General features: G+C 43.4%; 30 protein-coding genes and 1 other annotated feature (1 of these 31 only partly in view). All 30 genes read left to right on the forward strand.

Features of this window, described 5'->3' with window-relative positions:
- Nucleotides 1–123 (forward strand) — a sequence feature (ribosomal protein L10 leader region); it begins 17 nt to the left of the window's first position.
- 34 nt (nucleotides 124–157) lie between these two features.
- The 30 genes from rplJ (at nucleotide 158) to rpmD (ending at nucleotide 23,621) form a co-directional block, all read left to right on the forward strand.
- On the forward strand, nucleotides 158–658 hold the full coding sequence (gene rplJ / locus AC3WTL_RS21355; protein WP_048011526.1) for a 50S ribosomal protein L10: 501 nt from the start codon (nucleotides 158–160) through the stop codon (nucleotides 656–658).
- 57 nt (nucleotides 659–715) lie between these two features.
- Entirely contained in the window at nucleotides 716–1,081 is a 366-nt protein-coding gene (gene rplL, locus AC3WTL_RS21360) for a 50S ribosomal protein L7/L12 (RefSeq protein WP_048011525.1), read from the forward strand.
- Between the two features lie 228 nt (nucleotides 1,082–1,309).
- The gene (locus tag AC3WTL_RS21365; RefSeq protein WP_163144789.1) at nucleotides 1,310–1,912 is read left to right on the forward strand and encodes a class I SAM-dependent methyltransferase; all 603 of its coding nucleotides are present in this window, start codon (nucleotides 1,310–1,312) and stop codon (nucleotides 1,910–1,912) included.
- Nucleotides 1,913–2,278: 366 nt separating this feature from the next.
- Nucleotides 2,279–5,842 (forward strand): DNA-directed RNA polymerase subunit beta, encoded by a 3,564-nt coding sequence (rpoB, locus tag AC3WTL_RS21370; RefSeq protein ID WP_457989664.1) that lies wholly within the window; start codon nucleotides 2,279–2,281, stop codon nucleotides 5,840–5,842.
- Between the two features lie 130 nt (nucleotides 5,843–5,972).
- Nucleotides 5,973–9,572, forward strand: coding sequence for a DNA-directed RNA polymerase subunit beta' (gene rpoC, locus AC3WTL_RS21375; protein WP_163144787.1), 3,600 nt, complete (start codon nucleotides 5,973–5,975; stop codon nucleotides 9,570–9,572).
- 156 nt (nucleotides 9,573–9,728) lie between these two features.
- The gene (locus tag AC3WTL_RS21380; RefSeq protein ID WP_163144786.1) at nucleotides 9,729–9,977 is read left to right on the forward strand and encodes a 50S ribosomal protein L7ae-like protein; all 249 of its coding nucleotides are present in this window, start codon (nucleotides 9,729–9,731) and stop codon (nucleotides 9,975–9,977) included.
- Nucleotides 9,978–10,080: 103 nt separating this feature from the next.
- Nucleotides 10,081–10,503 (forward strand): 30S ribosomal protein S12, encoded by a 423-nt coding sequence (gene rpsL / locus AC3WTL_RS21385; protein WP_009336562.1) that lies wholly within the window; start codon nucleotides 10,081–10,083, stop codon nucleotides 10,501–10,503.
- 42 nt (nucleotides 10,504–10,545) lie between these two features.
- Complete coding sequence (gene rpsG / locus AC3WTL_RS21390) at nucleotides 10,546–11,016, forward strand: 30S ribosomal protein S7 (protein WP_009336565.1); 471 nt, start codon at nucleotides 10,546–10,548, stop codon at nucleotides 11,014–11,016.
- Between the two features lie 51 nt (nucleotides 11,017–11,067).
- Nucleotides 11,068–13,146, forward strand: coding sequence for an elongation factor G (gene fusA / locus AC3WTL_RS21395; protein WP_035332301.1), 2,079 nt, complete (start codon nucleotides 11,068–11,070; stop codon nucleotides 13,144–13,146).
- A gap of 119 nt (nucleotides 13,147–13,265) precedes the next feature.
- Nucleotides 13,266–14,453 carry an elongation factor Tu gene (gene tuf, locus AC3WTL_RS21400; protein WP_076262039.1) on the forward strand — a complete coding sequence of 396 codons (1,188 nt, stop codon included), beginning with the start codon at nucleotides 13,266–13,268 and terminating at the stop codon, nucleotides 14,451–14,453.
- A gap of 476 nt (nucleotides 14,454–14,929) precedes the next feature.
- Entirely contained in the window at nucleotides 14,930–15,238 is a 309-nt protein-coding gene (rpsJ, locus tag AC3WTL_RS21405) for a 30S ribosomal protein S10 (RefSeq protein WP_009336571.1), read from the forward strand.
- 40 nt (nucleotides 15,239–15,278) lie between these two features.
- Complete coding sequence (gene rplC / locus AC3WTL_RS21410) at nucleotides 15,279–15,905, forward strand: 50S ribosomal protein L3 (protein WP_035332300.1); 627 nt, start codon at nucleotides 15,279–15,281, stop codon at nucleotides 15,903–15,905.
- 28 nt (nucleotides 15,906–15,933) lie between these two features.
- Nucleotides 15,934–16,557 carry a 50S ribosomal protein L4 gene (gene rplD / locus AC3WTL_RS21415; RefSeq protein WP_048011517.1) on the forward strand — a complete coding sequence of 208 codons (624 nt, stop codon included), beginning with the start codon at nucleotides 15,934–15,936 and terminating at the stop codon, nucleotides 16,555–16,557.
- Nucleotides 16,557–16,841 carry a 50S ribosomal protein L23 gene (rplW, locus tag AC3WTL_RS21420; protein ID WP_035332296.1) on the forward strand — a complete coding sequence of 95 codons (285 nt, stop codon included), beginning with the start codon at nucleotides 16,557–16,559 and terminating at the stop codon, nucleotides 16,839–16,841. The genes rplD and rplW overlap by 1 nt, the downstream gene beginning before the upstream one ends.
- A 31-nt stretch (nucleotides 16,842–16,872) precedes the next feature.
- A complete protein-coding gene (rplB, locus tag AC3WTL_RS21425) occupies nucleotides 16,873–17,703 on the forward strand; it encodes a 50S ribosomal protein L2 (protein WP_035332294.1) in 831 nt (276 codons plus the stop codon).
- 60 nt (nucleotides 17,704–17,763) lie between these two features.
- Entirely contained in the window at nucleotides 17,764–18,042 is a 279-nt protein-coding gene (rpsS, locus tag AC3WTL_RS21430) for a 30S ribosomal protein S19 (RefSeq protein ID WP_009336580.1), read from the forward strand.
- 18 nt (nucleotides 18,043–18,060) lie between these two features.
- Complete coding sequence (rplV, locus tag AC3WTL_RS21435; protein ID WP_009336582.1) at nucleotides 18,061–18,402, forward strand: 50S ribosomal protein L22; 342 nt, start codon at nucleotides 18,061–18,063, stop codon at nucleotides 18,400–18,402.
- A gap of 3 nt (nucleotides 18,403–18,405) precedes the next feature.
- Nucleotides 18,406–19,062, forward strand: a complete 657-nt coding sequence (gene rpsC / locus AC3WTL_RS21440) for a 30S ribosomal protein S3 (protein WP_035332293.1) — start codon at nucleotides 18,406–18,408, stop codon at nucleotides 19,060–19,062.
- A 1-nt stretch (nucleotide 19,063) separates the two neighbouring features.
- On the forward strand, nucleotides 19,064–19,498 hold the full coding sequence (rplP, locus tag AC3WTL_RS21445) for a 50S ribosomal protein L16 (protein WP_048011516.1): 435 nt from the start codon (nucleotides 19,064–19,066) through the stop codon (nucleotides 19,496–19,498).
- On the forward strand, nucleotides 19,488–19,688 hold the full coding sequence (gene rpmC / locus AC3WTL_RS21450; protein WP_009336588.1) for a 50S ribosomal protein L29: 201 nt from the start codon (nucleotides 19,488–19,490) through the stop codon (nucleotides 19,686–19,688). The genes rplP and rpmC overlap by 11 nt, the downstream gene beginning before the upstream one ends.
- Nucleotides 19,689–19,709: 21 nt before the next feature.
- Complete coding sequence (rpsQ, locus tag AC3WTL_RS21455) at nucleotides 19,710–19,973, forward strand: 30S ribosomal protein S17 (protein WP_309856954.1); 264 nt, start codon at nucleotides 19,710–19,712, stop codon at nucleotides 19,971–19,973.
- Nucleotides 19,974–20,014: 41 nt separating this feature from the next.
- Nucleotides 20,015–20,383, forward strand: a complete 369-nt coding sequence (gene rplN, locus AC3WTL_RS21460) for a 50S ribosomal protein L14 (RefSeq protein WP_009336590.1) — start codon at nucleotides 20,015–20,017, stop codon at nucleotides 20,381–20,383.
- Between the two features lie 37 nt (nucleotides 20,384–20,420).
- Nucleotides 20,421–20,732, forward strand: a complete 312-nt coding sequence (rplX, locus tag AC3WTL_RS21465) for a 50S ribosomal protein L24 (protein WP_035332291.1) — start codon at nucleotides 20,421–20,423, stop codon at nucleotides 20,730–20,732.
- Nucleotides 20,733–20,758: 26 nt separating this feature from the next.
- Nucleotides 20,759–21,298 carry a 50S ribosomal protein L5 gene (gene rplE, locus AC3WTL_RS21470; protein ID WP_009336592.1) on the forward strand — a complete coding sequence of 180 codons (540 nt, stop codon included), beginning with the start codon at nucleotides 20,759–20,761 and terminating at the stop codon, nucleotides 21,296–21,298.
- 25 nt (nucleotides 21,299–21,323) lie between these two features.
- Nucleotides 21,324–21,509, forward strand: coding sequence for a 30S ribosomal protein S14 (gene rpsN, locus AC3WTL_RS21475; RefSeq protein ID WP_009336593.1), 186 nt, complete (start codon nucleotides 21,324–21,326; stop codon nucleotides 21,507–21,509).
- A 29-nt stretch (nucleotides 21,510–21,538) separates the two neighbouring features.
- Nucleotides 21,539–21,937: a 30S ribosomal protein S8 gene (gene rpsH / locus AC3WTL_RS21480; RefSeq protein WP_035332289.1), complete on the forward strand. Its 399-nt coding sequence runs from the start codon at nucleotides 21,539–21,541 to the stop codon at nucleotides 21,935–21,937.
- 31 nt (nucleotides 21,938–21,968) lie between these two features.
- Nucleotides 21,969–22,505 carry a 50S ribosomal protein L6 gene (gene rplF, locus AC3WTL_RS21485; protein WP_048011515.1) on the forward strand — a complete coding sequence of 179 codons (537 nt, stop codon included), beginning with the start codon at nucleotides 21,969–21,971 and terminating at the stop codon, nucleotides 22,503–22,505.
- Between the two features lie 32 nt (nucleotides 22,506–22,537).
- Nucleotides 22,538–22,900: a 50S ribosomal protein L18 gene (rplR, locus tag AC3WTL_RS21490; RefSeq protein ID WP_035332285.1), complete on the forward strand. Its 363-nt coding sequence runs from the start codon at nucleotides 22,538–22,540 to the stop codon at nucleotides 22,898–22,900.
- Between the two features lie 24 nt (nucleotides 22,901–22,924).
- Nucleotides 22,925–23,425 (forward strand): 30S ribosomal protein S5, encoded by a 501-nt coding sequence (gene rpsE / locus AC3WTL_RS21495; protein ID WP_009336597.1) that lies wholly within the window; start codon nucleotides 22,925–22,927, stop codon nucleotides 23,423–23,425.
- Between the two features lie 13 nt (nucleotides 23,426–23,438).
- Complete coding sequence (gene rpmD / locus AC3WTL_RS21500; protein WP_009336598.1) at nucleotides 23,439–23,621, forward strand: 50S ribosomal protein L30; 183 nt, start codon at nucleotides 23,439–23,441, stop codon at nucleotides 23,619–23,621.
- Nucleotides 23,622–23,652 lie beyond the last annotated feature (31 nt).

Raw genomic sequence — 23,652 nt, forward strand, 5'->3', positions numbered from 1 at the left:
GCCGTAGACAGCAGGTGCTTAATTGCTTAATTTCCTGCCGAGGTATTACGATAGAATTGCTTTTTCTTGCTATTGTATACTTCCTCCATGTCTGCAAAGTCGTGGAGGTTTTTTATTGAACGGTATGAATGTAGAAAATTCTACAGGAGGTGTAAGGATGAGCAGCATTATCGAACAAAAGAAACAAATCGTAGACGAAATTGCTGATAAGCTTAAATCAAGTTTATCAACAGTTGTTGTTGACTACCGTGGTCTTACTGTTGCTGAAGTTACTGAACTTCGTAAACAGCTTCGTGAAGCTGGCGTAGAATTCAAAGTATACAAGAATTCAATGACTCGCCGTGCTGCTGAAGCTGCTGAACTTTCCGGTTTAAACGAGTCTTTAACTGGACCTAACGCAATCGCGTTCAGCACAGAAGATGTAGTTGCTCCAGCGAAAATCCTTAATGATTTCGCGAAAAAGCATGAAGCACTTGAAATTAAAGCAGGTGTAATCGAAGGAAATATCGCTTCAGTAGAAGATGTCAAAGCTCTTGCTGAACTACCATCACGCGAAGGCTTGCTTTCTATGCTACTCAGCGTACTTCAAGCACCTATCCGCAATCTTGCTCTTGCTGCAAAAGCTGTTGCAGATCAAAAAGAAGAACAAGGCGCGTAAGTTAATTTTAGCGTTAAACTAATAGATTCAAACCAAAAATAAGGAGGAAACATAATCATGACTAAAGAACAAATCATTGAAGCAGTTAAATCTATGACTGTTTTAGAACTAAACGACTTAGTAAAAGCTATTGAAGAAGAATTTGGTGTAACTGCTGCTGCTCCTGTAGCAATGATGGGCGGAGCTGCTGCTGGTGGCGCTGCTGAAGAGCAAACTGAATTTGACGTTGTTCTTGCTTCTGCAGGCGACCAAAAAATCAAAGTTATTAAAGTGGTACGTGAAATCACAGGTCTTGGACTTAAAGAAGCGAAAGAACTTGTTGACAACACTCCAAAAGCTCTTAAAGAAGGCGTTTCTAAAGAAGAAGCTGAAGAAGTTAAAGCTAAGCTTGAAGAAGTTGGAGCTGGCGTTGAAGTTAAGTAATAGCCTTTATGAAAAGTCCGCTGCTTAAGCGGGCTTTTTGTTTTGGGAAATTAAAAAAACAGCGAAATGTTTATAACTGTGGATGAACTTGTCTGCGTCTGGCTTCAGCAGTTACGGTTTTGTTATAACTTTTTGCTTTTTAATAGGCAATCCTATATAATTCCTTCGAAACCACATAATTTGTGATTCTCCTTTTATCTTCTTATATATACTCCTGGAGGTGATTTCATGTCTGAACACTACTATTCCAAAACACAGCAAGTTGATAGCAGCCCTAAAATCTGGAGCTATACACTAATGGGATTCCCATTCCGCTTTAAAACAGATAACGGTGTTTTTTCAAAGGGTGAAGTGGATTTTGGGTCTAAATTATTAATCGAGACATTTGAACAGCCGGAAGCGGATGGGAATATTCTCGATGTCGGCTGCGGATATGGACCTATCGGGCTGACTGCTGCAAAGCTTATGCCGGAACGGACTGTTCATATGGTTGATGTAAATGAGAGGGCGCTAGGCCTGGCGAAGGAAAATGCAGAATTGAACGGCATAAAAAATGTCCAAATCTATGAAAGTGACCGCCTTGAAAGTACGAAAGGCAATAAGTTTGCGGCTATCCTGACAAACCCGCCAATCCGCGCCGGGAAAAAGATAGTGCATGATATTTTTGAACAAAGCTTTGAGGCTCTGATATCGGGCGGAGAGCTATGGGTTGTCATCCAGAAAAAGCAGGGTGCACCATCTGCGATCGATAAACTGACAGAGTTATTCGGTGAAGTTGAGACGGCAGAAAAGAAAAAAGGCTATTTTATATTAAGAGCAAAAAAAGATTGACTTGACTTTTTTGCTATGATAGTATTGTAAAATGCCAACATATTATATTTCTATTTATAACTAAATTTATCTAATAGTTGTATAAATTTGGTTTTAATGGGAAAGCTAACAAAATAATAGTCGTATTGTGAAAATGTGGTTTTTGAAGTGAAAACCCTTTTTCTTTTTGTCTTGTAAGAATGGAGGCTTGGCTTTATGTCCCTGTCCTTTTTTGGGGGATAAGCCTGCTTCTGGGCCAGTTTTACTGGCTGGCTTCGTGCGCCATCGGTCCAGCTGCTAATACCTGAACCGATAGGCAGGCGCTCATTGCTTTTCTTATAGGATGATATAAATTGCTATTAGCAACAATAACGCTTGATTTGAGGGGTGAATCAGTTGACAGGTCAACTAGTTCAGTATGGACGACACCGCCAACGTAGAAGTTACGCACGAATCAGTGAAGTTTTAGAATTACCAAATCTAATCGAAATCCAAACCTCTTCTTATCAATGGTTTCTTGATGAGGGTTTACGAGAAATGTTCCATGATATTTCTCCGATTGAAGACTTTACTGGTAATTTGTCGCTTGAATTTATTGATTACAGCCTTGGCGAACCAAAATATTCCGTTGAGGAATCGAAAGAACGAGATGTTACATATTCTGCACCTTTACGTGTGAAAGTGCGTCTTGTAAACAAAGAAACAGGCGAAGTTAAAGACCAGGATGTCTTTATGGGTGACTTCCCGCTTATGACAGAGACAGGTACGTTCGTTATTAATGGAGCGGAACGTGTCATTGTATCCCAGTTAGTGCGTTCTCCGAGCGTATACTTCAGTGGAAAGCTTGATAAAAACGGGAAAAAAGGCTATACAGCAACCGTAATCCCGAACCGCGGCGCATGGCTTGAGTATGAAACAGATGCCAAAGACGTCGTATACGTCAGAATAGATCGTACTCGGAAACTGCCCGTTACGGTTCTTTTGCGTGCACTTGGGTTCGGCTCTGATCAAGAGATCATCGATTTGGTTGGAGACAACGAGTACATTCGCAATACGCTTGAGAAAGACAATACTGAAAGCACTGAAAAAGCGCTTCTTGAAATCTATGAGCGTCTTCGTCCTGGCGAGCCGCCAACGGTCGAAAATGCAAAAAGCTTGCTTGTCTCAAGATTCTTTGATCCAAAGCGTTATGACCTTGCGAACGTTGGACGCTATAAGATCAATAAGAAGCTTCATATTAAAAATCGCCTGTTTGGCCAAAAACTGGCTGAGACGCTTGTGGATCCAGAAACTGGCGAAATCATTGCGGAAAAAGGCGTTACACTTGACCGCCGTACATTAGACCGCATTCTTCCTAACCTTGAGAAGGATATCGGCTTCAAAACGGTAAGCCTATTAGGCGGAGTAGTAGATGATGAAGTATTGCTACAGTCTATTAAGATTTACGCGCCTAATGAAGATGGCGAAAAGGTCATCAATGTGATCGGCAATGCCTATGTGGAAGAAGCAGTGAAAAACATTTCACCTTCTGACATCATTGCATCTATCAGCTATTTCTTTAACCTTCTGCATTCTGTAGGAGATACAGATGATATTGACCATCTTGGAAACAGACGTCTTCGTTCAGTCGGAGAACTATTGCAGAACCAGTTCCGCATCGGTTTATCCCGTATGGAGCGTGTGGTCCGCGAAAGAATGTCCATCCAGGATACAAATACGATTACACCTCAGCAGCTGATTAATATCCGTCCTGTTATTGCGTCAATTAAAGAGTTCTTTGGAAGCTCTCAGTTGTCCCAGTTCATGGACCAGACAAATCCGCTTGCTGAACTTACACATAAACGCCGTCTTTCTGCGTTAGGACCGGGCGGTCTGACGCGTGAACGTGCCGGCTTCGAAGTCCGTGACGTTCACTACTCTCACTATGGCCGTATGTGTCCGATTGAAACGCCGGAGGGACCAAACATCGGTCTGATTAACTCCTTATCTTCATTTGCGAAGGTAAACCGCTTCGGCTTTATCGAAACACCATATCGCCGAATCGACCCTGAGACCGGAAAAGTTACATCCCGCATCGACTATCTGACAGCCGATGAAGAGGATAACTATGTAGTGGCACAGGCAAATGCACTTCTTGGTGACGATGGTTCATTCCTGGACGAAGAAGTAGTTGCCCGTTTCAAAGGTGAGAACACAGTTGTCAAACGCGACCGTGTTGACTACATGGATGTATCGCCGAAACAGGTAGTATCTGCTGCGACAGCATGTATCCCGTTCCTTGAAAACGATGACTCCAACCGTGCCCTGATGGGAGCGAACATGCAGCGTCAGGCTGTGCCATTGATGCAGCCTGAGGCCCCAAGAGTCGGAACTGGTATGGAATATGTATCAGGTAAAGACTCAGGTGCTGCAGTCATCTGTAAGCATGAAGGAATTGTTGAGCATGTAGAAGCCCGCGAAGTTTGGGTTCGCCGTATTCAAAATGTAGATGGCCAGGAAGTTAAAGGCGATCTTGATAAATACAGAATGCTTAAATTCATCCGATCCAACCAGGGAACCTGCTACAACCAGCGTCCTATCGTCGCTGTTGGCAACCGTGTAACAAAAGGAGAAATCCTTGCTGACGGTCCTTCCATGGAACTTGGTGAATTAGCTCTTGGACGCAACGTTCTTGTAGCGTTCATGACTTGGGATGGCTATAACTACGAGGATGCGATCATCATGAGTGAGCGCCTTGTAAAAGATGATGTTTATACATCCATCCATATTGAAGAATATGAATCAGAATCTCGCGATACAAAGCTTGGACCTGAAGAGATCACAAGAGATATCCCTAACGTTGGGGAAGATGCACTGCGCAACCTGGACGAACGCGGAATTATCCGTACAGGTGCAGAAGTAAAAGATGGCGATCTTCTAGTTGGTAAAGTAACTCCTAAAGGGGTAACGGAACTGACAGCTGAAGAAAGGCTATTGCACGCAATCTTTGGTGAAAAAGCACGTGAAGTCCGTGATACATCCCTTCGTGTGCCACATGGCGGAGGCGGTATTGTACTGGATGTTAAAGTGTTTAACAGAGAAGACGGAGACGAACTTCCTCCAGGTGTTAACCAGCTTGTACGTGTATATATCGTTCAGAAGCGTAAAATCTCTGAAGGTGACAAGATGGCCGGACGCCACGGTAACAAAGGTGTTATCTCCCGTATTTTACCGGAAGAAGATATGCCTTACCTGCCGGATGGCACTCCAGTAGACATCATGTTGAACCCTCTTGGGGTTCCATCGCGTATGAATATCGGACAGGTGCTTGAGCTTCACCTTGGTATGGCTGCCAGAGCACTTGGCATCCATGTTGCATCTCCTGTATTCGATGGTGCACGTGAGGAAGATGTATGGTCAACGATCGAAGAAGCAGGCATGGCGCGTGATGCGAAGACTGTCCTTTATGATGGACGTTCAGGCGAGCCGTTCGACAACCGTGTATCTGTCGGAGTCATGTATATGATCAAACTGGCACACATGGTTGACGATAAGCTTCATGCCCGTTCAACAGGACCTTACTCTCTTGTTACGCAGCAGCCATTGGGCGGTAAAGCACAGTTTGGCGGACAGCGTTTCGGTGAGATGGAGGTATGGGCACTTGAAGCATATGGTGCTGCCTATACACTTCAGGAAATCTTAACAGTTAAGTCCGATGACGTGGTTGGACGTGTTAAGACATATGAATCAATCGTCAAAGGCGAGAATGTTCCTGAACCAGGTGTACCGGAATCATTCAAGGTACTGATCAAAGAGCTTCAGAGTTTAGGTATGGATGTTAAGATCCTATCCGGCGATGAAGAAGAAATTGAAATGCGCGACATGGAAGATGAAGATGAAGTTCAGCAGGCTGAATCATTGACAATCGCTCCGGAAACGCAAAACGAAGAGCAAGCAGTTACGAAAGAATAATTTCATATAAATTCCTTCATCCCTTGGCGCTCCGCCTTACATGGCGGATGCCGCTGGGGATATTATTGGCACTTTGCTGCTGTTTGAGCAATAAGGGTAAAACCCGGAGATCAAAAGGGAGGTAGGCCCCTTGCTAGATGTAAACAATTTCGAGTATATGAAAATAGGTCTTGCTTCACCGGATAAGATACGTTCTTGGTCACATGGTGAAGTTAAGAAGCCTGAAACGATCAACTATCGTACATTAAAACCAGAAAAAGACGGTCTATTCTGCGAGCGCATTTTCGGACCGACGAAAGACTGGGAATGTCACTGTGGAAAGTATAAGCGTGTTCGATACAAAGGCGTGGTCTGTGACCGATGCGGCGTTGAAGTAACACGTGCGAAAGTCCGCCGTGAAAGAATGGGCCATATTGAACTTGCAGCCCCTGTATCCCACATTTGGTATTTCAAGGGCATCCCAAGCCGTATGGGTCTTGTGCTGGACATGTCCCCGCGTGCACTTGAGGAAGTTATTTACTTCGCTTCTTATGTTGTAACGGATCCTGGCGATACGGCTCTTGAAAAGAAGCAGCTGCTTTCTGAAAAAGAGTACCGTGCATACCGTGAAAAATACGGAAACAAGTTCCAGGCATCCATGGGTGCTGAATCCATTAAGAAGCTTCTTTCTGACATAGATCTTAACAAAGAAGTAGATACCCTTAAAGAGGAACTGAAAACTGCCCAGGGCCAGCGACGCACTCGTGCAATCAAGCGCTTGGAAGTACTTGAAGCTTTCCGTGGTTCTGGAAATGAACCGTCCTGGATGATTCTCGACGTTCTTCCGGTTATTCCTCCGGAGCTTCGTCCGATGGTACAGCTGGATGGCGGACGCTTTGCCACTTCCGACCTGAATGATCTATACCGCCGTGTAATCAACCGCAACAACCGTTTGAAGCGTTTATTGGACCTTGGTGCTCCAAGCATTATCGTTCAGAACGAAAAACGCATGCTTCAGGAAGCTGTAGATGCGCTAATTGATAACGGCCGCCGCGGAAGACCGGTAACTGGACCAGGAAACCGCCCGTTGAAATCCCTATCGCATATGCTTAAAGGGAAACAAGGACGCTTCCGCCAGAACTTGCTTGGTAAGCGTGTTGACTATTCCGGACGTTCGGTTATCGTCGTAGGACCAAACTTAAAAATGTACCAGTGCGGACTTCCAAAAGAAATGGCATTGGAATTATTCAAGCCGTTCGTTATGAAGGAATTGGTGGAGAAGGGCTTAGCTCACAACATCAAATCTGCAAAACGCAAAATTGAAAGAGTACAGCCGGAAGTTTGGGATGTTCTTGAAAGTGTTATTAAAGAGCACCCTGTATTGCTTAACCGTGCTCCAACTCTTCACAGACTCGGCATTCAGGCATTCGAACCGACATTGGTGGAAGGACGCGCTATTCGTCTTCACCCGCTTGTATGTACTGCTTACAACGCAGACTTTGACGGTGACCAAATGGCTGTTCACGTGCCGCTTTCAGCTGAAGCACAGGCGGAAGCCCGCTTGCTGATGCTGGCAGCACAGAACATCCTGAATCCGAAAGACGGTAAGCCAGTTGTTACTCCTTCTCAGGATATGGTACTAGGTAACTATTACCTGACACTAGAAAGAGCCGGTGCCGTTGGCGAAGGTATGATTTTTAAAGATACAAGCGAAGCTCTGCTTGCTTATCAAAATGGATATGTGCACTTGCATACAAGAGTAGCTGTCCATGCTGGATCCTTAAATAATCAGACTTTCACTGAAGAACAAAATAAAAAGCTTTTATTAACTACGGTTGGTAAGCTTATTTTCAACGAAATTCTGCCTGAAACATTCCCTTACATTAACGAGCCTACAAAAGAAAACCTTGAGATTGAAACTCCTGTGAAATACTTTGTAGAGCCTGCTACTGATGTAGCTGCCGTTATCAAGGAAATGCCTCTGGTAGATCCGTTTAAGAAAAAGATCCTTGGAAACATCATTGCGGAAGTCTTTAAACGCTTCAAAATTACGGAAACGTCTAAAATGCTTGACCGCATGAAGAACCTTGGATTCAGGCACTCCACAAAAGCCGGCATCACAGTCGGTGTTGCTGATATCGTAGTATTAAGGGAGAAGCAGGAAATTATCCAGGAAGCACAGAGCAAGGTTGATAATGTATTGAAACAGTTCAGACGCGGTCTTATTACTGAAGACGAGCGTTATGATCGTGTTATTTCAATCTGGAGTGCAGCGAAAGATAATATCCAGGCAAAATTAATGAAGTCATTGGATAAATCCAACCCGATCTTCATGATGAGTGACTCCGGTGCCCGTGGTAACGCGTCCAACTTCACTCAGTTAGCCGGAATGCGCGGACTGATGGCCAACCCGGCTGGACGTATCATTGAATTACCGATCAAATCGAGTTTCCGTGAAGGCTTAACAGTACTCGAGTACTTTATTTCCACGCACGGTGCCCGTAAAGGTCTTGCCGATACGGCTCTTAAAACAGCTGACTCAGGTTACCTTACTCGCCGTCTTGTTGATGTTGCGCAGGATGTCATCGTTCGCGACGACGATTGCGGAACTGACCGCGGCTTGCTTATCGCATCCCTTAAGGATGGCACTGAAGTCATTGAAGCGCTTGAAGAGCGTCTGATTGGACGTTATGCAAGAAGAAATATCAAGCATCCTGAGACAAATGAAGTGATCGTGCCTGAAAATGGATTGATCACTGAAGATATTGCAGTCGAAATTGTTTCAGCCGGCATTGAAAAGGTATGGATCCGTTCAGCATTCACTTGTAACACCCGCCATGGTGTTTGTAAGAAGTGCTACGGCCGCAACTTAGCTACCGGCCAAGAGGTTGAAGTTGGAGAAGCAGTAGGTATTATCGCTGCCCAATCCATCGGTGAACCAGGTACACAGTTAACGATGCGTACCTTCCATACCGGCGGGGTAGCAGGAGACGATATCACTCAAGGTTTACCGCGTATCCAGGAAATTTTCGAAGCGCGTAACCCTAAAGGTCAGGCGGTTATTTCAGAGATCGATGGTGTAGTAGTCGGCCTCAACGAAGGCCGCGACCGCCAGCAGGAGATTGTTGTTCAGGGTGAAGTTGAGTCCAAGACCTATACTGCACCGTATACAGCCCGCTTAAAAGTAGCTGTAAACGACCAAGTAGTACGTGGACAGGAACTGACTGAAGGTTCTATTGACCCTAAAGAGTTAATTAAAGTTAAAGATGTAACAGCTGTTCAAGAATACTTGCTGCGTGAAGTTCAGAAGGTATACCGCATGCAGGGTGTTGAAATCGGCGATAAGCACATCGAGGTAATGGTCCGCCAGATGCTTCGCAAAGTGCGTGTAATCGATGCGGCAGAGACAGATGTGCTTCCAGGTACACTGCTTGATATCCATCAATTTACAGATGCCAATGAAAAAGCCCTTCTTGCTGGTAAAATGCCTGCTACAGGACGTCCGGTTCTGCTGGGTATTACAAAAGCATCTCTTGAAACAGATTCATTCTTATCAGCAGCCTCCTTCCAGGAGACAACAAGAGTTCTTACCGATGCAGCGATCAAAGGCAAGCGCGATGAGCTTCTTGGCCTGAAAGAGAATGTAATTATTGGTAAGCTTGTCCCTGCCGGAACAGGTATGCAGAGATACAGAAGAGCAGAGCCTTATACAAATGAGGAAGCTGCTGAAGATACTGTTACTGTAGAATAAAGTAATCATTGCGGTGCTTGCTTATTTGATAGCAAGTACCGCATTTTATAGTGAATAAAAGAAATAAAAATCATTTTGCTTGTTGACATTGAAATATGAAGGTGTTACTATAGCAAAGGTGCTCCTATTCACCGGATACTTTGGAGGATGTCGTAAATGTCTTATGATAAAGTATTGCAGGCAAAAAGTATTATTGTAGGAACAAAGCAAACAGTCAAAGCTCTTAAACTGGGAACAATCGATGAAATCGTAGTCGCCAGTGATGCTGATCCTAGGGTTACAGCAAAAGTGGTTAGTACAGCGAAAGAGATGAACGTTCCGATTGTGTATGTCGATTCGATGAAAAAACTCGGAAAGGCATGTGGAATCGAAGTTGGGGCAGCAGCTGTTGCCATATCTATTTAAAAACTGTTTTTGTAGATTGGTATCTGCAAGAACTTTGTTTTTGCAACAAAATGAACCACCTGGATGTGTGGGCTTAAACAAATTCGAAGGGAGGAAAAATCAAATGCCTACTATTAATCAATTAGTGCGCAAGCCTCGTCAAACTAAGTCTGAGAAGTCAAACTCACCTGCTCTTAACAAAGGCTACAACAGCTTCAAGAAGGCTCAAACAAATGTAGCTTCACCTCAAAAGCGTGGTGTTTGTACTCGTGTTGGTACAATGACTCCAAAGAAACCGAACTCTGCATTACGTAAATATGCTCGTGTTCGTTTAACAAATGGTATCGAGGTTAATGCTTACATCCCTGGTATCGGGCACAACCTTCAAGAGCACAGTGTTGTTCTTATCCGTGGAGGACGTGTAAAAGACTTACCGGGTGTGCGTTACCACATCGTGCGCGGCGCTTTAGATACTGCTGGTGTTAACAACCGTATGCAAGGCCGTTCTAAATACGGTGCTAAGCGTCCAAAAGCAGCTAAAAAATAATTCTAATTAATAGACAACCATCTTTGAAAGGAGGAACAATCCATGCCACGTAAAGGTCCTGTAGCAAAAAGAGACGTATTGCCGGATCCGATTTACAACTCAAAGCTAGTTAGCCGTCTGATCAACAAAATGATGATCGATGGTAAGAGAGGTAAATCTCAAGCAATTCTTTACTCTGCGTTCGATATCATCAGCGAGCGCACTGGCAAAGAACCAATGGAAGTTTTCGATCAGGCGCTTAAAAACATCATGCCTGTACTTGAAGTTAGAGCACGCCGTGTAGGTGGTGCAAACTATCAGGTACCAGTTGAGGTGCGTCCTGACCGCCGTACAACTCTTGGTCTTCGCTGGTTAGTAAACTATGCGCGTCTTCGCGGTGAAAAGACTATGGAAGAGCGTTTAGCTAACGAAATCCTTGATGCAGCTAACAACACTGGTGCATCTGTTAAGAAACGTGAAGATACACACAAAATGGCAGAAGCAAACAAAGCGTTTGCTCACTACCGCTGGTAAGATATACTGCTTAACTAAAATAACACTCATACTAGGAAGGAGAAAGACCCAATGGCTAGAGAGTTCTCCTTAGAAAATACTCGTAATATCGGTATCATGGCTCACATCGATGCCGGTAAAACAACAACTACTGAGCGTGTACTTTACTACACTGGCCGTATCCATAAAATCGGTGAAACGCACGAAGGTGCTTCACAGATGGACTGGATGGAGCAGGAGCAAGAGCGTGGAATCACAATCACTTCTGCTGCAACAACTGCACAGTGGAAAGGCCACCGCGTTAACATCATTGACACTCCTGGACACGTAGACTTCACAGTTGAAGTTGAACGTTCACTTCGTGTTCTTGATGGTGCGGTAGCTGTACTTGACGCACAGTCAGGTGTTGAGCCGCAAACTGAAACAGTTTGGCGTCAGGCTACTACTTACGGAGTACCACGTGTGGTATTCGTAAACAAAATGGATAAAATCGGTGCAGACTTCTTGTACTCATTGAAGACTCTTCATGATCGTCTTCAAGCGAATGCAGCTGCAATTCAATTACCAATTGGTGCTGAAGATCAATTCGAAGGCATCATCGATTTAATTGAAATGAAAGCTACATTCTACGGAAACGATTTGGGTACTGATATCGAAGACCGTGAAATTCCAGCTGAATACGTAGATCAAGCAGAAGAATACCGTGAAAAGCTAATTGAAGCGGTAGCTGAACTTGATGAAGAATTAATGGAGAAATACCTTGGCGGTGAAGAAATCACTAACGAAGAGCTAAAAGCTGCTATTCGTAAAGGTACAGTAAACGTTGAATTCTACCCAGTAATCTGTGGTTCTGCGTTCAAAAACAAAGGTGTTCAAAAAATGCTTGATGCAGTAATCGACTACCTTCCATCTCCACTTGATGTACCTTCTATTAAAGGTACAACACCGGATACTGAAGAAGAGGTTACTCGTCCTTCAAGCGATGATGCGCCATTCTCAGCACTTGCATTTAAAGTTATGACCGACCCTTACGTTGGTAAACTTACATTCTTCCGTGTGTATTCCGGTACATTAAACTCCGGTTCATATGTACAGAACTCTACTAAAGGAAAGCGTGAGCGTGTAGGACGTATCCTGCAAATGCATGCGAATTCCCGTGAAGAGATCTCAGTAGTACACGCTGGAGATATCGCAGCTGCTGTAGGTCTTAAAGACACTACTACAGGGGATACTCTATGTGATGAAAAGAGTCTTGTTATTCTTGAGTCTATGGAATTCCCAGAGCCGGTTATCTCATTATCTATCGAGCCTAAATCAAAGGCTGACCAAGATAAGATGACAACTGCTCTTCAAAAACTTCAAGAAGAAGATCCTACATTCCGCGCTCATACTGACCAGGAAACTGGACAGGTTATCATCGCGGGTATGGGTGAGCTCCACCTTGATATCCTTGTTGACCGTATGAGACGTGAATTTAAAGTGGAAGCTAACGTAGGTGCTCCTCAGGTTGCATACCGTGAAACTTTCCGTGGTTCAGCTCAGGTTGAAGGTAAATTCGCACGTCAATCCGGTGGACGCGGACAATTCGGTCACGTTTGGATCGAATTCAGTCCTAATGAAGAAGGTAAAGGCTTCGAATTCGAAAACGGAATCGTTGGTGGTGTCGTTCCTCGTGAATACATCCCAGCTGTTCAAGCGGGTCTTGAAGATTCGCTTGAAAGAGGAGTACTTGCCGGATTCCCAATGGTTGACATCAAAGCCCGTTTATTTGACGGTTCTTACCATGATGTTGACTCCTCTGAAATGGCGTTTAAGATTGCTGCATCTATGGCACTTAAAAACGCTGCGTCTAAATGTAACCCTGTAATTCTTGAGCCGGTTATGAAGGTTGAAGTTGTAATCCCTGAAGAATACATGGGAGACATCATGGGTGATGTAACTTCACGCCGTGGACGCGTTGAAGGTATGGAAGCTCGCGGTAACGCACAAGTAGTTCGTGCGATGGTTCCACTATCAGAAATGTTTGGATATGCAACTTCATTGCGTTCTAACACGCAGGGACGCGGTACATTCTCAATGCACTTCGACCACTATGAAGAAGTACCAAAATCAATTTCTGAAGAAATCATCAAAAAAAATAAAGGTGAATAATTGATTTTACCTTTTCAATAAAGTATAACTACTATTGTAGGCTATAAGCGCTGTGGAAAGGGAAACCTCTCCACAGCATCAAATACTTAACTTTTATTATCTGAAGGAGGATTTTTCAAATGGCAAAAGCTAAATTTGACCGTTCAAAACCCCATGTTAACATCGGTACTATCGGACACGTTGACCATGGTAAAACTACTTTAACTGCAGCTATCACAACTGTTCTTTCTAAAAAGGGCGGCGGTGAAGCACGCGGATACGATCAAATCGACGCGGCTCCAGAAGAGCGCGAGCGTGGAATCACAATCTCAACTGCACACGTTGAGTACGAAACTGAAAACCGTCACTATGCACACGTTGACTGCCCAGGTCACGCTGACTATGTTAAAAACATGATCACTGGTGCTGCACAAATGGACGGCGGAATCCTAGTTGTTTCTGCTGCTGACGGCCCAATGCCACAAACTCGTGAGCACATCCTTCTTTCTCGTCAGGTTGGTGTTCCTTTCCTTGTTGTATTCATGAACAAGTGTGACATGGTTGACGATGAAGAACTACTTGAATTAGTAGAAATGGAAGTTCGTGACCTTCTTTCTGAGTACGAATTCCCTGGTGATGACATTCCTGTAATCAAAGGTTCTGCACTTAAAGCTCTTGAAGGAGAAGCTGAGTGGGAAGCTAAAATCGAAGAACTTATGGCAGCTGTTGATGAGTACATCCCAACTCCAACTCGTGACACTGACAAGCCATTCATGATGCCTGTTGAGGATGTATTCTCAATCACTGGCCGTGGTACTGTTGCTACAGGACGTGTTGAGCGTGGACAAGTTAAAGTCGGTGACGTTATCGAAATCATCGGTCTTGCTGAAGAGCCAAAATCAACTACTGTAACTGGTGTAGAAATGTTCCGTAAGCTTCTTGACTATGCTGAAGCTGGAGACAACATTGGTGCCCTTCTTCGTGGTGTTGCACGTGAAGATATCCAACGTGGACAAGTACTTGCTAAGCCAGGTTCAATTACTCCACACACTAAGTTCAAAGCTGAAGTATACGTTCTTTCTAAAGAAGAAGGTGGACGTCATACTCCATTCTTCACTAACTACCGTCCTCAGTTCTACTTCCGTACAACTGATGTAACTGGTATCTGTAATCTTCCTGAAGGCGTAGAAATGGTTATGCCTGGAGATAACATCGAAATGACTGTAGAACTAATCGCTCCAATCGCTATCGAAGAAGGTACTAAATTCTCTATCCGTGAGGGTGGACGTACTGTAGGCGCTGGCGTAGTTGCTACAATCACTGAGTAATCTCAGCTAATAAAAACAGATGGGTGACGACCCATCTGTTTTTTTTATATGTAAAAAGATGAATGGAATAAAAGAGTTCGTTTCAATTTCAATAATATTTCTTTCGGTCCTGCTTGCAATTCACGGAAAGAGATCCTTCCTCCTTTAAAACTCCCGAATAAATCCGCTTATCTTCTATATATAATCATCACTATATTTTTCTATTCAATTACTCACAGTGCAAATAGTTAGACTTCTTCCTATACTATTGAAAACTCAATACTCAGCAGTTATAATAGTAAAAGTGTGCGGAACAAAAAGAAATAACATATACATGTTGCATTTCATTTATTGTTTCTGTATAATAGACAATGTTGGTCTTTGACTGCGATGATGTGAAAGGTTGCTGACACACCCGGCCGCTTTGCCATGGCGAGTGTGTGGGAAATTTTCACGGAGAATGTCTATATTAAAATAGGCGAAAAGGAGGGAAAATAATGGCAAAACAAAAAATTCGTATTCGTTTAAAAGCGTATGATCACAGAATTCTTGATCAATCAGCAGAAAAGATTGTTGAGACTGCAAAACGTTCTGGTGCGGCTGTTTCTGGTCCGATTCCATTACCAACTGAAAAGTCTATTTACACAATCCTACGTGCGGTTCACAAGTACAAAGACTCTCGTGAACAGTTCGAAATGCGTACGCACAAACGTCTAATCGACATCGTTAACCCAACACCACAAACGGTTGATTCTCTAATGCGTTTAGACTTACCGTCTGGTGTAGATATCGAAATCAAACTTTAATCAATAAATAATCATAAGAAACTTAGGAGGTGTGACTGAAATGACCAAAGGAATCTTAGGAAGAAAGATTGGTATGACTCAAGTATTTGCTGAAAACGGTGATCTTATCCCGGTAACAGTAGTTGAGGCAGCTGCTAACGTTGTTCTTCAAAAGAAATCAGTTGAAACTGATGGATATGAAGCAATCCAGATTGGATTTGAAGACAAGCGCGACAAGTTGTCCAACAAACCTGAAAAAGGGCATGTTGCTAAAGCAAACACTGCTCCTAAGCGCTTCGTACGCGAATTCCGCGGAGCTGATTTAGGACAATATGAAGTTGGTCAAGAAGTCAAAGTTGATATTTTCGCAGAAGGCGATACTGTTGATGTAACAGGAATTTCAAAAGGTAAAGGTTTCCAGGGTGCCATCAAGCGCCACGGACAATCTCGCGGGCCTATGGCTCACGGTTCTCGTTACCACCGTCGCCCTGGTTCAATGGGTCCTGTAGCTCCAAACCGTGTATTCAAAGGTAAATTATTACCTGGTCGCATGGGCGGAGAGCAAGTGACTGTACAAAACCTTGAAATCGTTAAAGTTGATGTTGAACGCAACCTTCTTTTGATCAAAGGTAATGTACCTGGTGCCAGAAAAGCATTAGTAAAAATCAAAAGTGCGGTAAAAGCATAATAATTAAACTGGAAAGGAGGAAAACAGAATGCCGAAAGTAGCATTGTTTAACCAAAGCGGATCTAAAGTTGGTGATATCGAACTTAATGATGCGATCTTTGGTATCGAGCCCAACCAGCACGTACTTTTCGAAGCTGTTGTTATGCAAAGAGCTTCATTACGTCAAGGGACTCATAAAACTAAAATTCGTTCTGAAGTAGCGGGCGGAGGACGTAAGCCATGGCGCCAAAAAGGCACAGGCCGTGCACGTCAAGGTTCTATCCGTTCACCACAATGGCGCGGAGGCGGTACTGTATTTGGTCCTGTACCACGCAGCTACAGCTACAAACTGCCTAAAAAGGTTCGCCGTCTGGCAATCAAATCTGCGTTATCTTCTAAAGTATTAGAAGAAAACATCCTAGTATTAGAAGGCCTTGCTTTCGAAGCTCCTAAAACTAAAGACTTTAAAGGTGTATTATCTGGTCTTTCTGTTGATTCAAAAGCACTTATCGTAACTGCTGACCTAGATGAGAACGTAGCACTATCTGCTCGTAACATCCCTGGTGTAACAGTTGTGTCTGCTTCTGGAATCACTGTTTTAGATGTTTTAAACCATGATAAGCTTATCATGACGAAAGCAGCGGTTGAAAAAGTAGAGGAGGTGCTTGCATAATGGATGCACGCGATATCATTAAGCGCCCCGTAATCACTGAACGTTCTACTGACATTATGGCTGATAAAAAATATACGTTCGAAGTTGACGTACGAGCTAACAAGACTCAAGTTAAAGACGCTGTAGAGCAAATCTTTGGCGTTAAAGTTGAGAAAGTTAACATCATGAACTACAAAGGTAAGTTCAAGCGTATGGGCAAATTCGGCGGATACACTAACAAACGCCGTAAAGCGATCGTTAAATTAACAGCTGAAAGCCAAGAAATCGAGCTATTTGAAGCTTAATTCACTATAACTAGAAGAGGAGGGAAACGAAATGGCGATTAAAAAGTATAAACCTACCTCTAATGGTCGTCGCGGCATGACGGTTTCTGATTTCGCAGAAATCACGACTAACCAACCAGAAAAGTCTTTACTTGCTCCTTTAAAGAGAAAAGGCGGCCGTAACAACCAAGGTAAGTTGACAGTTCGTCATCAAGGCGGCGGTCATAAACGTCAATATCGTATCATCGATTTTAAACGTACCAAAGATGGCATTCCAGGACGCGTTGCCACAATCGAGTATGATCCAAACCGCTCTGCAAATATTGCACTAATTAACTATGTAGATGGAGAAAAGCGTTACATCCTTGCACCTAAGAACTTACAGGTGGGCATGGAAGTAATGTCTGGTCCTGAAGCAGATATCAAAGTGGGTAATGCACTTCCACTAGCTAACATTCCAGTGGGTACAGTAATCCACAACATCGAATTAAAACCTGGTAAAGGCGGACAATTAGTACGTTCTGCTGGTACTTCTGCACAAGTTCTTGGTAAAGAAGGCAAGTACGTATTAGTTCGTTTAAACTCTGGTGAAGTTCGCATGATTCTTGCTGAGTGCCGTGCGACTGTTGGTCAAGTCGGAAACGAGCAGCACGAGCTTATTAACATTGGTAAAGCAGGTCGTTCACGCTGGTTAGGCAAGCGCCCAACTGTACGTGGATCTGTAATGAACCCTAACGATCACCCACACGGTGGTGGTGAAGGACGTGCGCCAATCGGACGTAAGTCTCCAATGACTCCTTGGGGCAAACCAACACTTGGTTACAAGACTCGCAAGAAGAACAACAAATCAGACAAATTTATCGTACGTCGTCGTAAAAAATAACGGGATTGTACTACGGTTCCAATTAAGAACCGTAGAGCAATCACGAAGGGAGGTTCAATCATGGGTCGCAGCTTAAAAAAAGGACCTTTTGTTGATGAACATTTAATGACAAAGATCGAAAAGCTTAATGAAACAGAAAGCAAGCAAGTTACTAAAACTTGGTCTCGCCGTTCTACGATCTTCCCACAATTCATCGGACACACAATCGCAGTTTATGATGGTCGTAAACATGTGCCTGTATACATCACTGAAGACATGGTAGGCCACAAGCTTGGAGAATTCGCTCCAACTCGTGCGTACAAAGGCCATGGCAATGATGATAAGAAAACAAGACGTTAATGAGAGGAGGGCATTCTAATGCAAGCTAAAGCTGTTGCAAGAACAGTTCGTATTGCTCCTCGTAAAGCTCGTTTAGTCGTAGATTTAATTCGAGGAAAGCAAGTAGGCGAAGCAGTAGCGATTTTAAACCTTACACCTAAAGCTGCTTCTCCAATCGTAGAGAAAGTTTTAAAATCTGCACTAGCTAACGCTGAGCACAACTACGAAATGGACGTTAACAACCTGGTAGTTGCTCAAGCATTCGTAGACGAAGGACCAACTTTAAAACGTTTCCGTCCTCGCGCTATGGGCCGTGCAAGCCAAATTAACAAGCGCACTAGCCATATTACTATCGTTTTATCAGAAAAGAAGGAGGGATAATCAGTGGGTCAAAAAGTAAATCCAGTCGGTTTGCGTATCGGTGTCATCCGTGATTGGGAGTCAAAGTGGTACGCAGGCAAAGACTATGCTGATCTTTTACACGAAGACCTTAAGGTTCGTGAGTACATCACAAAGCGCTTAAGCGATGCTTCTGTTTCTAAAGTAGAAATCGAACGTGCTGCCAATCGCCTGAACATCACTATCCACACTGCGAAACCAGGAATGGTTATCGGTAAAGGTGGTACTGAGGTTGAAGCACTTCGCAAGTCACTTAACTCATTAACTGGCAAGCGTGTTCACATCAACATTCTTGAAATTAAAAGAGCAGATATCGATGCGAAATTGGTTGCGGAAAACATTGCTCGTCAATTAGAAAACCGCGTATCTTTCCGTCGTGCTCAAAAACAAACTATTCAACGTGCAATGCGCGCTGGCGCTAAAGGTATCAAAACAATGGTATCTGGTCGTTTAGGCGGTGCTGATATCGCTCGTTCAGAATCATACAGCGAAGGAACAGTTCCACTTCATACTCTTCGTGCTGATATCGATTATGCTACAGCTGAAGCTGATACAACTTACGGTAAATTGGGCGTAAAAGTATGGATCTATCGTGGAGAGGTCCTTCCTACGAAGAAGAAAACTGGGGAAGGAGGCAAATAATATGTTATTGCCAAAACGCGTAAAATATCGTCGTGTACACCGCGGAAAAATGCGTGGTCAATCAAAAGGCGGAACTGAAGTAAACTTCGGTGAATATGGCCTTCAAGCTCTAGAAGCTTCTTGGATCACTAACCGTCAAATTGAATCTGCACGTATTGCAATGACTCGTTACATGAAACGTGGCGGTAAAGTTTGGATTCAAATTTTCCCTCACAAACCATACACTGCAAAGCCTCTTGAAGTCCGCATGGGTTCCGGTAAAGGTGCTCCTGAAGGATGGGTAGCAGTTGTTAAGCCTGGTAAAGTAATGTTCGAAATCGCTGGTGTATCTGAAGAGATCGCTCGTGAAGCATTACGTCTTGCAGCACACAAACTTCCAGTTAAGTGCAAGTTTGTAAAACGAGAAGAAATTGGTGGTGAATCAAATGAAAGCTAATGAAATTCGTGACCTTACCACTGCCGAAATTGAACAAAAAGTTAAATCATTAAAAGAAGAGCTTTTCAACCTTCGCTTTCAATTGGCGACTGGACAACTTGAAAACACAGCTCGCATTCGTGAAGTACGCAAAGCGATTGCCCGCATGAAAACTGTTATTCGTGAAAGAGAAATCGGCTTTAGCAAGTGATATTGAGAGGAGGTTCGCACAATGAGTGAACGCAACCAACGCAAAGTTTACACTGGACGCGTCGTTTCTGACAAAATGGATAAGACAGTAACGGTTCTTGTCGAAACTTACAAAAAGCATCCACTTTACGGTAAACGCGTTAAGTACTCTAAAAAGTTCAAGGCTCATGATGAGCAAAACCAAGCAAAAACTGGCGATGTCGTTCGTATTATGGAAACTCGTCCACTATCTGCGACTAAACGCTTCCGTCTTGTAGAAGTAGTTGAAAAAGCAGTTATTATCTAATTGTTCGGTTGGGAGATTTATCCCGAAGGGAGGTTACACACATGATTCAACAAGAATCACGTTTAAAAGTTGCTGACAACTCTGGTGCTCGTGAAGTACTTACAATCAAAGTTCTTGGTGGCTCTGGCCGCAAAACTGCTAACATCGGTGATGTTATCGTTTGTACAGTGAAACAAGCAACACCAGGTGGCGTTGTTAAAAAAGGTGATGTTGTTAAAGCGGTAGTTGTTCGTACTAAGAGCGGTGTACGCCGTAATGACGGTACTTACATTCGTTTCGATGAAAACGCATGTGTAATTATTCGTGATGACAAAGGACCACGCGGAACTCGTATCTTCGGACCGGTTGCCCGTGAACTACGTGAAAACAACTTCATGAAAATTGTATCTTTAGCTCCAGAAGTATTATAAATAACAAATCAAATTGCCTTTAAGGAGGTGCGCACAGATGCATGTGAAAAAAGGTGACAAAGTTATGGTCATCTCTGGTAAGGATAAAGGCAAAACGGGCGTTATTCTTGCAGCGTTCCCTAAACAAAGCCGAGTGCTTGTTGAAGGAGTTAACATTGTAAAGAAACACTCTAAGCCTTCTCAGATGAACCCGCAAGGCGGAATCATCAGCCAAGAGGCACCTGTTCATGTATCAAACGTTATGCCTGTCGATCCTAAATCTGGTGAACCAACTCGTGTAGGCTATAAAACGGTTGATGGCAAAAAAGTACGTGTTGCAACAAAATCCGGTGAAGTTCTAGATAAATAGTTTAAAGAAGAAGGGAGGTACAATGAATGAACCGCCTAAAAGAAAAGCATTCAAAAGAAATTACTCCTGCTCTAATGAGCAAGTTTAACTATAAATCAGTTATGCAAGCACCTAAGCTTGAAAAAATCGTTATCAACATGGGTGTTGGTGACGCTGTTCAAAACGCTAAAGCACTAGATAAAGCTGTTGAGGAATTAACTTTGATCACTGGTCAAAAGCCGGTTATCACTCGCGCTAAGAAATCAATCGCTGGCTTCCGTCTTCGTGAAGGTATGCCAATCGGTGCGAAGGTTACTCTTCGTGGAGAGCGCATGTATGAGTTCTTTGATAAGTTAGTATCTGTATCTCTTCCACGTGTACGTGACTTCCGCGGTATCTCTAAGAAGTCATTTGACGGCCGTGGTAACTATACTCTAGGTGTCAAAGAACAGTTGATCTTCCCTGAGATTGATTACGATAAAGTAAGCAAAGTTCGTGGTATGGATATCGTTATCGTAACTACAGCTAACACTGATGAAGAAGCTCGTGAACTTTTAACTCAATTTGGAATGCCATTCCAAAAGTAATCGCTAAATAGAGGGAGGCGAAAACGTGGCTAAAAAGTCAATGATTGCGAAACAAAAACGCACGCCTAAACACAAGGTACAGGAGTACACTCGCTGCGAACGCTGCGGACGTCCACATTCTGTATACCGTAAATTTAAGCTTTGTCGTATTTGTTTCCGTGAATTAGCATATAAAGGACAAATTCCTGGCGTGAAAAAAGCTAGCTGGTAAACCCCAAGCATGGGAAGGAGGTAAAAACAATGGTCATGACAGATCCAATTGCAGACTTGCTAACTCGCATCCGTAATGCGAACATGGTTCGTCACGAAAAATTAGAAGTTCCTGCTTCTAACATCAAGAAAGAAATTGCAGAGATCTTAAAGCGTGAAGGTTTTGTACGTGATGTTGAGCTTATCGAGGATAACAAGCAAGGCATCATCCGCATTTTCCTAAAATACGGTTCAAACAACGAACGCGTTATCACTGGTCTTAAGCGTATCAGTAAGCCTGGTCTTCGTGTATACGCAAAGGCTGATGAGGTACCTCGCGTACTTAACGGTCTTGGAATCGCACTAGTTTCTACTTCTCAAGGAGTTATCACTGATAAAGAAGCCCGCGCTAAACAAGTCGGCGGAGAAGTATTAGCATACGTTTGGTAATAGAGTTTTTCATGAATGGAGGTGCAATTAAATGTCTCGTATAGGTAAAAAACCAATCGAAATTCCAACTGGTGTTACTGTTACTAATGACAATAACACTGTTACTGTGAAGGGTCCTAAAGGTGAACTAACTCGTTCATTCAACCAGGATATCGAAATCAAGGTGGAGGACAACGTAATCAACGTTTCCCGTCCATCTGATGCGAAAGAACACCGCGCATTGCACGGAACAACTCGCGCACTTCTAGCTAACATGGTTGAGGGTGTGTCAAAAGGATTCGAAAGAGGACTGGAGCTTATCGGTGTCGGTTACCGTGCTCAAAAACAAGGCAAAAAGCTTGTTTTAAACGTTGGTTACTCTCATCCTGTTGAAATCGAACCTGAAGAAGGTATTGAAGTTGAAGTACCATCTAACACAAAGATCATTGTTAAAGGTACTAACAAAGAGCGTGTTGGTGCATTGGCTGCCAACATCCGTGATGTTCGTCCTCCAGAGCCTTACAAAGGTAAAGGTATCCGCTATGAAGGCGAATATGTTCGTCGTAAAGAAGGTAAAACTGGTAAGTAATGCCGCTTAGGTAAACGAAAGGAGTGACCGAAATGATTACGAAGGCTGATAAAAATGCAGTTCGTAAGAAAAGACATGCTCGTGTGCGTGCGAAACTTTCTGGAACTGCGGCTCGTCCTCGTTTAAATGTGTATCGTTCAAACAAGCACATTTATGCTCAACTTATTGATGATGTAAACGGAGTTACTGTAGCAAGTGCTTCTACACAAGATAAAGAAGTGAACCTTGATGCAACTGGCAACGTTGATGCAGCAGTTAAGGTCGGAGAATTAGTTGCAAAGCGCGCAGTCGAAAAAGGCGTTAAAGCTGTCGTTTTCGATCGTGGTGGCTATCTATATCATGGACGTGTTCAGGCATTAGCTGATGCAGCACGTGAAAATGGTTTAGAATTTTAATAGACAAAGGAGGGACACAAAAAGATGCGTCGTATTGATCCAAACAAACTTGAACTTGAAGAGCGCGTAGTTACGGTTAATCGTGTAGCAAAGGTTGTTAAAGGTGGACGTCGTTTTCGTTTCTCTGCTCTTGTAGTAGTAGGTGACAAAAACGGTCACGTTGGCTTTGGTACAGGTAAAGCACAGGAAGTTCCTGAAGCGATCCGCAAAGCTATTGAAGATGCTAAGAAAAACTTAGTCGAAGTACCTATGGTTGGAACTACAATTCCTCACCAGGTAATCGGTCACTTCGGTGCTGGAGAAATCCTTCTTAAGCCTGCTTCTGAAGGTACTGGAGTAATCGCCGGAGGTCCAGTTCGTGCGGTTCTAGAATTAGCTGGTGTTGGTGATATCTTATCTAAATCTTTAGGTACTAACACACCAATCAACATGGTTCGCGCCACTTTGAACGGTTTAACTCAATTAAAACGTGCTGAGGACGTAGCGAAATTACGTGGTAAATCAGTAGAAGAACTGTTAGGATAAGGAGGGATATCAAATGGCGAATAAACTAGAAGTAACCCTCACTCGCAGCGTGATTGGTCGCCCGCAAGACCAGCGCGAAACAGTTAAGGCTCTTGGCTTACGCAAAATGCACCAAACAGTTGAGCATCAAGATAATCCTGCTATCCGCGGAATGATCAACAAAGTTGCTCACCTTGTTGTGGTAAAAGAAAAATAAATCTATTCTTCTACAAATAAGGAGGTGCCAA

It is taken from the genome of Cytobacillus sp. EB106-05-05-XG126 (assembly GCF_058791715.1).

Excerpts from the sequence above, each read along its gene's own strand:
- rpsG (WP_009336565.1), top strand. The coding sequence starts at position 10,546 with ATGCCACGTAAAGGTCCTGTAGCAAAAAGAGACGTATTGCCGGATCCG.
- rplX (WP_035332291.1), top strand. The coding sequence starts at position 20,421 with ATGCATGTGAAAAAAGGTGACAAAGTTATGGTCATCTCTGGTAAGGAT.
- rplR (WP_035332285.1), top strand. The coding sequence starts at position 22,538 with ATGATTACGAAGGCTGATAAAAATGCAGTTCGTAAGAAAAGACATGCT.
- rpsJ (WP_009336571.1), top strand. The coding sequence starts at position 14,930 with ATGGCAAAACAAAAAATTCGTATTCGTTTAAAAGCGTATGATCACAGA.
- rplL (WP_048011525.1), top strand. The coding sequence starts at position 716 with ATGACTAAAGAACAAATCATTGAAGCAGTTAAATCTATGACTGTTTTA.
- rpsS (WP_009336580.1), top strand. The coding sequence starts at position 17,764 with ATGGGTCGCAGCTTAAAAAAAGGACCTTTTGTTGATGAACATTTAATG.
- rplF (WP_048011515.1), top strand. The coding sequence starts at position 21,969 with ATGTCTCGTATAGGTAAAAAACCAATCGAAATTCCAACTGGTGTTACT.
- rplC (WP_035332300.1), top strand. The coding sequence starts at position 15,279 with ATGACCAAAGGAATCTTAGGAAGAAAGATTGGTATGACTCAAGTATTT.
- rpsQ (WP_309856954.1), top strand. The coding sequence starts at position 19,710 with ATGAGTGAACGCAACCAACGCAAAGTTTACACTGGACGCGTCGTTTCT.
- rplV (WP_009336582.1), top strand. The coding sequence starts at position 18,061 with ATGCAAGCTAAAGCTGTTGCAAGAACAGTTCGTATTGCTCCTCGTAAA.
- AC3WTL_RS21365 (WP_163144789.1), top strand. The coding sequence starts at position 1,310 with ATGTCTGAACACTACTATTCCAAAACACAGCAAGTTGATAGCAGCCCT.
- rpsE (WP_009336597.1), top strand. The coding sequence starts at position 22,925 with ATGCGTCGTATTGATCCAAACAAACTTGAACTTGAAGAGCGCGTAGTT.
- fusA (WP_035332301.1), top strand. The coding sequence starts at position 11,068 with ATGGCTAGAGAGTTCTCCTTAGAAAATACTCGTAATATCGGTATCATG.
- rplJ (WP_048011526.1), top strand. The coding sequence starts at position 158 with ATGAGCAGCATTATCGAACAAAAGAAACAAATCGTAGACGAAATTGCT.
- rpsH (WP_035332289.1), top strand. The coding sequence starts at position 21,539 with ATGGTCATGACAGATCCAATTGCAGACTTGCTAACTCGCATCCGTAAT.
- rplE (WP_009336592.1), top strand. The coding sequence starts at position 20,759 with ATGAACCGCCTAAAAGAAAAGCATTCAAAAGAAATTACTCCTGCTCTA.
- rplB (WP_035332294.1), top strand. The coding sequence starts at position 16,873 with ATGGCGATTAAAAAGTATAAACCTACCTCTAATGGTCGTCGCGGCATG.
- rplP (WP_048011516.1), top strand. The coding sequence starts at position 19,064 with ATGTTATTGCCAAAACGCGTAAAATATCGTCGTGTACACCGCGGAAAA.
- tuf (WP_076262039.1), top strand. The coding sequence starts at position 13,266 with ATGGCAAAAGCTAAATTTGACCGTTCAAAACCCCATGTTAACATCGGT.
- rpmC (WP_009336588.1), top strand. The coding sequence starts at position 19,488 with ATGAAAGCTAATGAAATTCGTGACCTTACCACTGCCGAAATTGAACAA.
- rplD (WP_048011517.1), top strand. The coding sequence starts at position 15,934 with ATGCCGAAAGTAGCATTGTTTAACCAAAGCGGATCTAAAGTTGGTGAT.
- rpsL (WP_009336562.1), top strand. The coding sequence starts at position 10,081 with ATGCCTACTATTAATCAATTAGTGCGCAAGCCTCGTCAAACTAAGTCT.
- rplW (WP_035332296.1), top strand. The coding sequence starts at position 16,557 with ATGGATGCACGCGATATCATTAAGCGCCCCGTAATCACTGAACGTTCT.
- AC3WTL_RS21380 (WP_163144786.1), top strand. The coding sequence starts at position 9,729 with ATGTCTTATGATAAAGTATTGCAGGCAAAAAGTATTATTGTAGGAACA.
- rplN (WP_009336590.1), top strand. The coding sequence starts at position 20,015 with ATGATTCAACAAGAATCACGTTTAAAAGTTGCTGACAACTCTGGTGCT.
- rpmD (WP_009336598.1), top strand. The coding sequence starts at position 23,439 with ATGGCGAATAAACTAGAAGTAACCCTCACTCGCAGCGTGATTGGTCGC.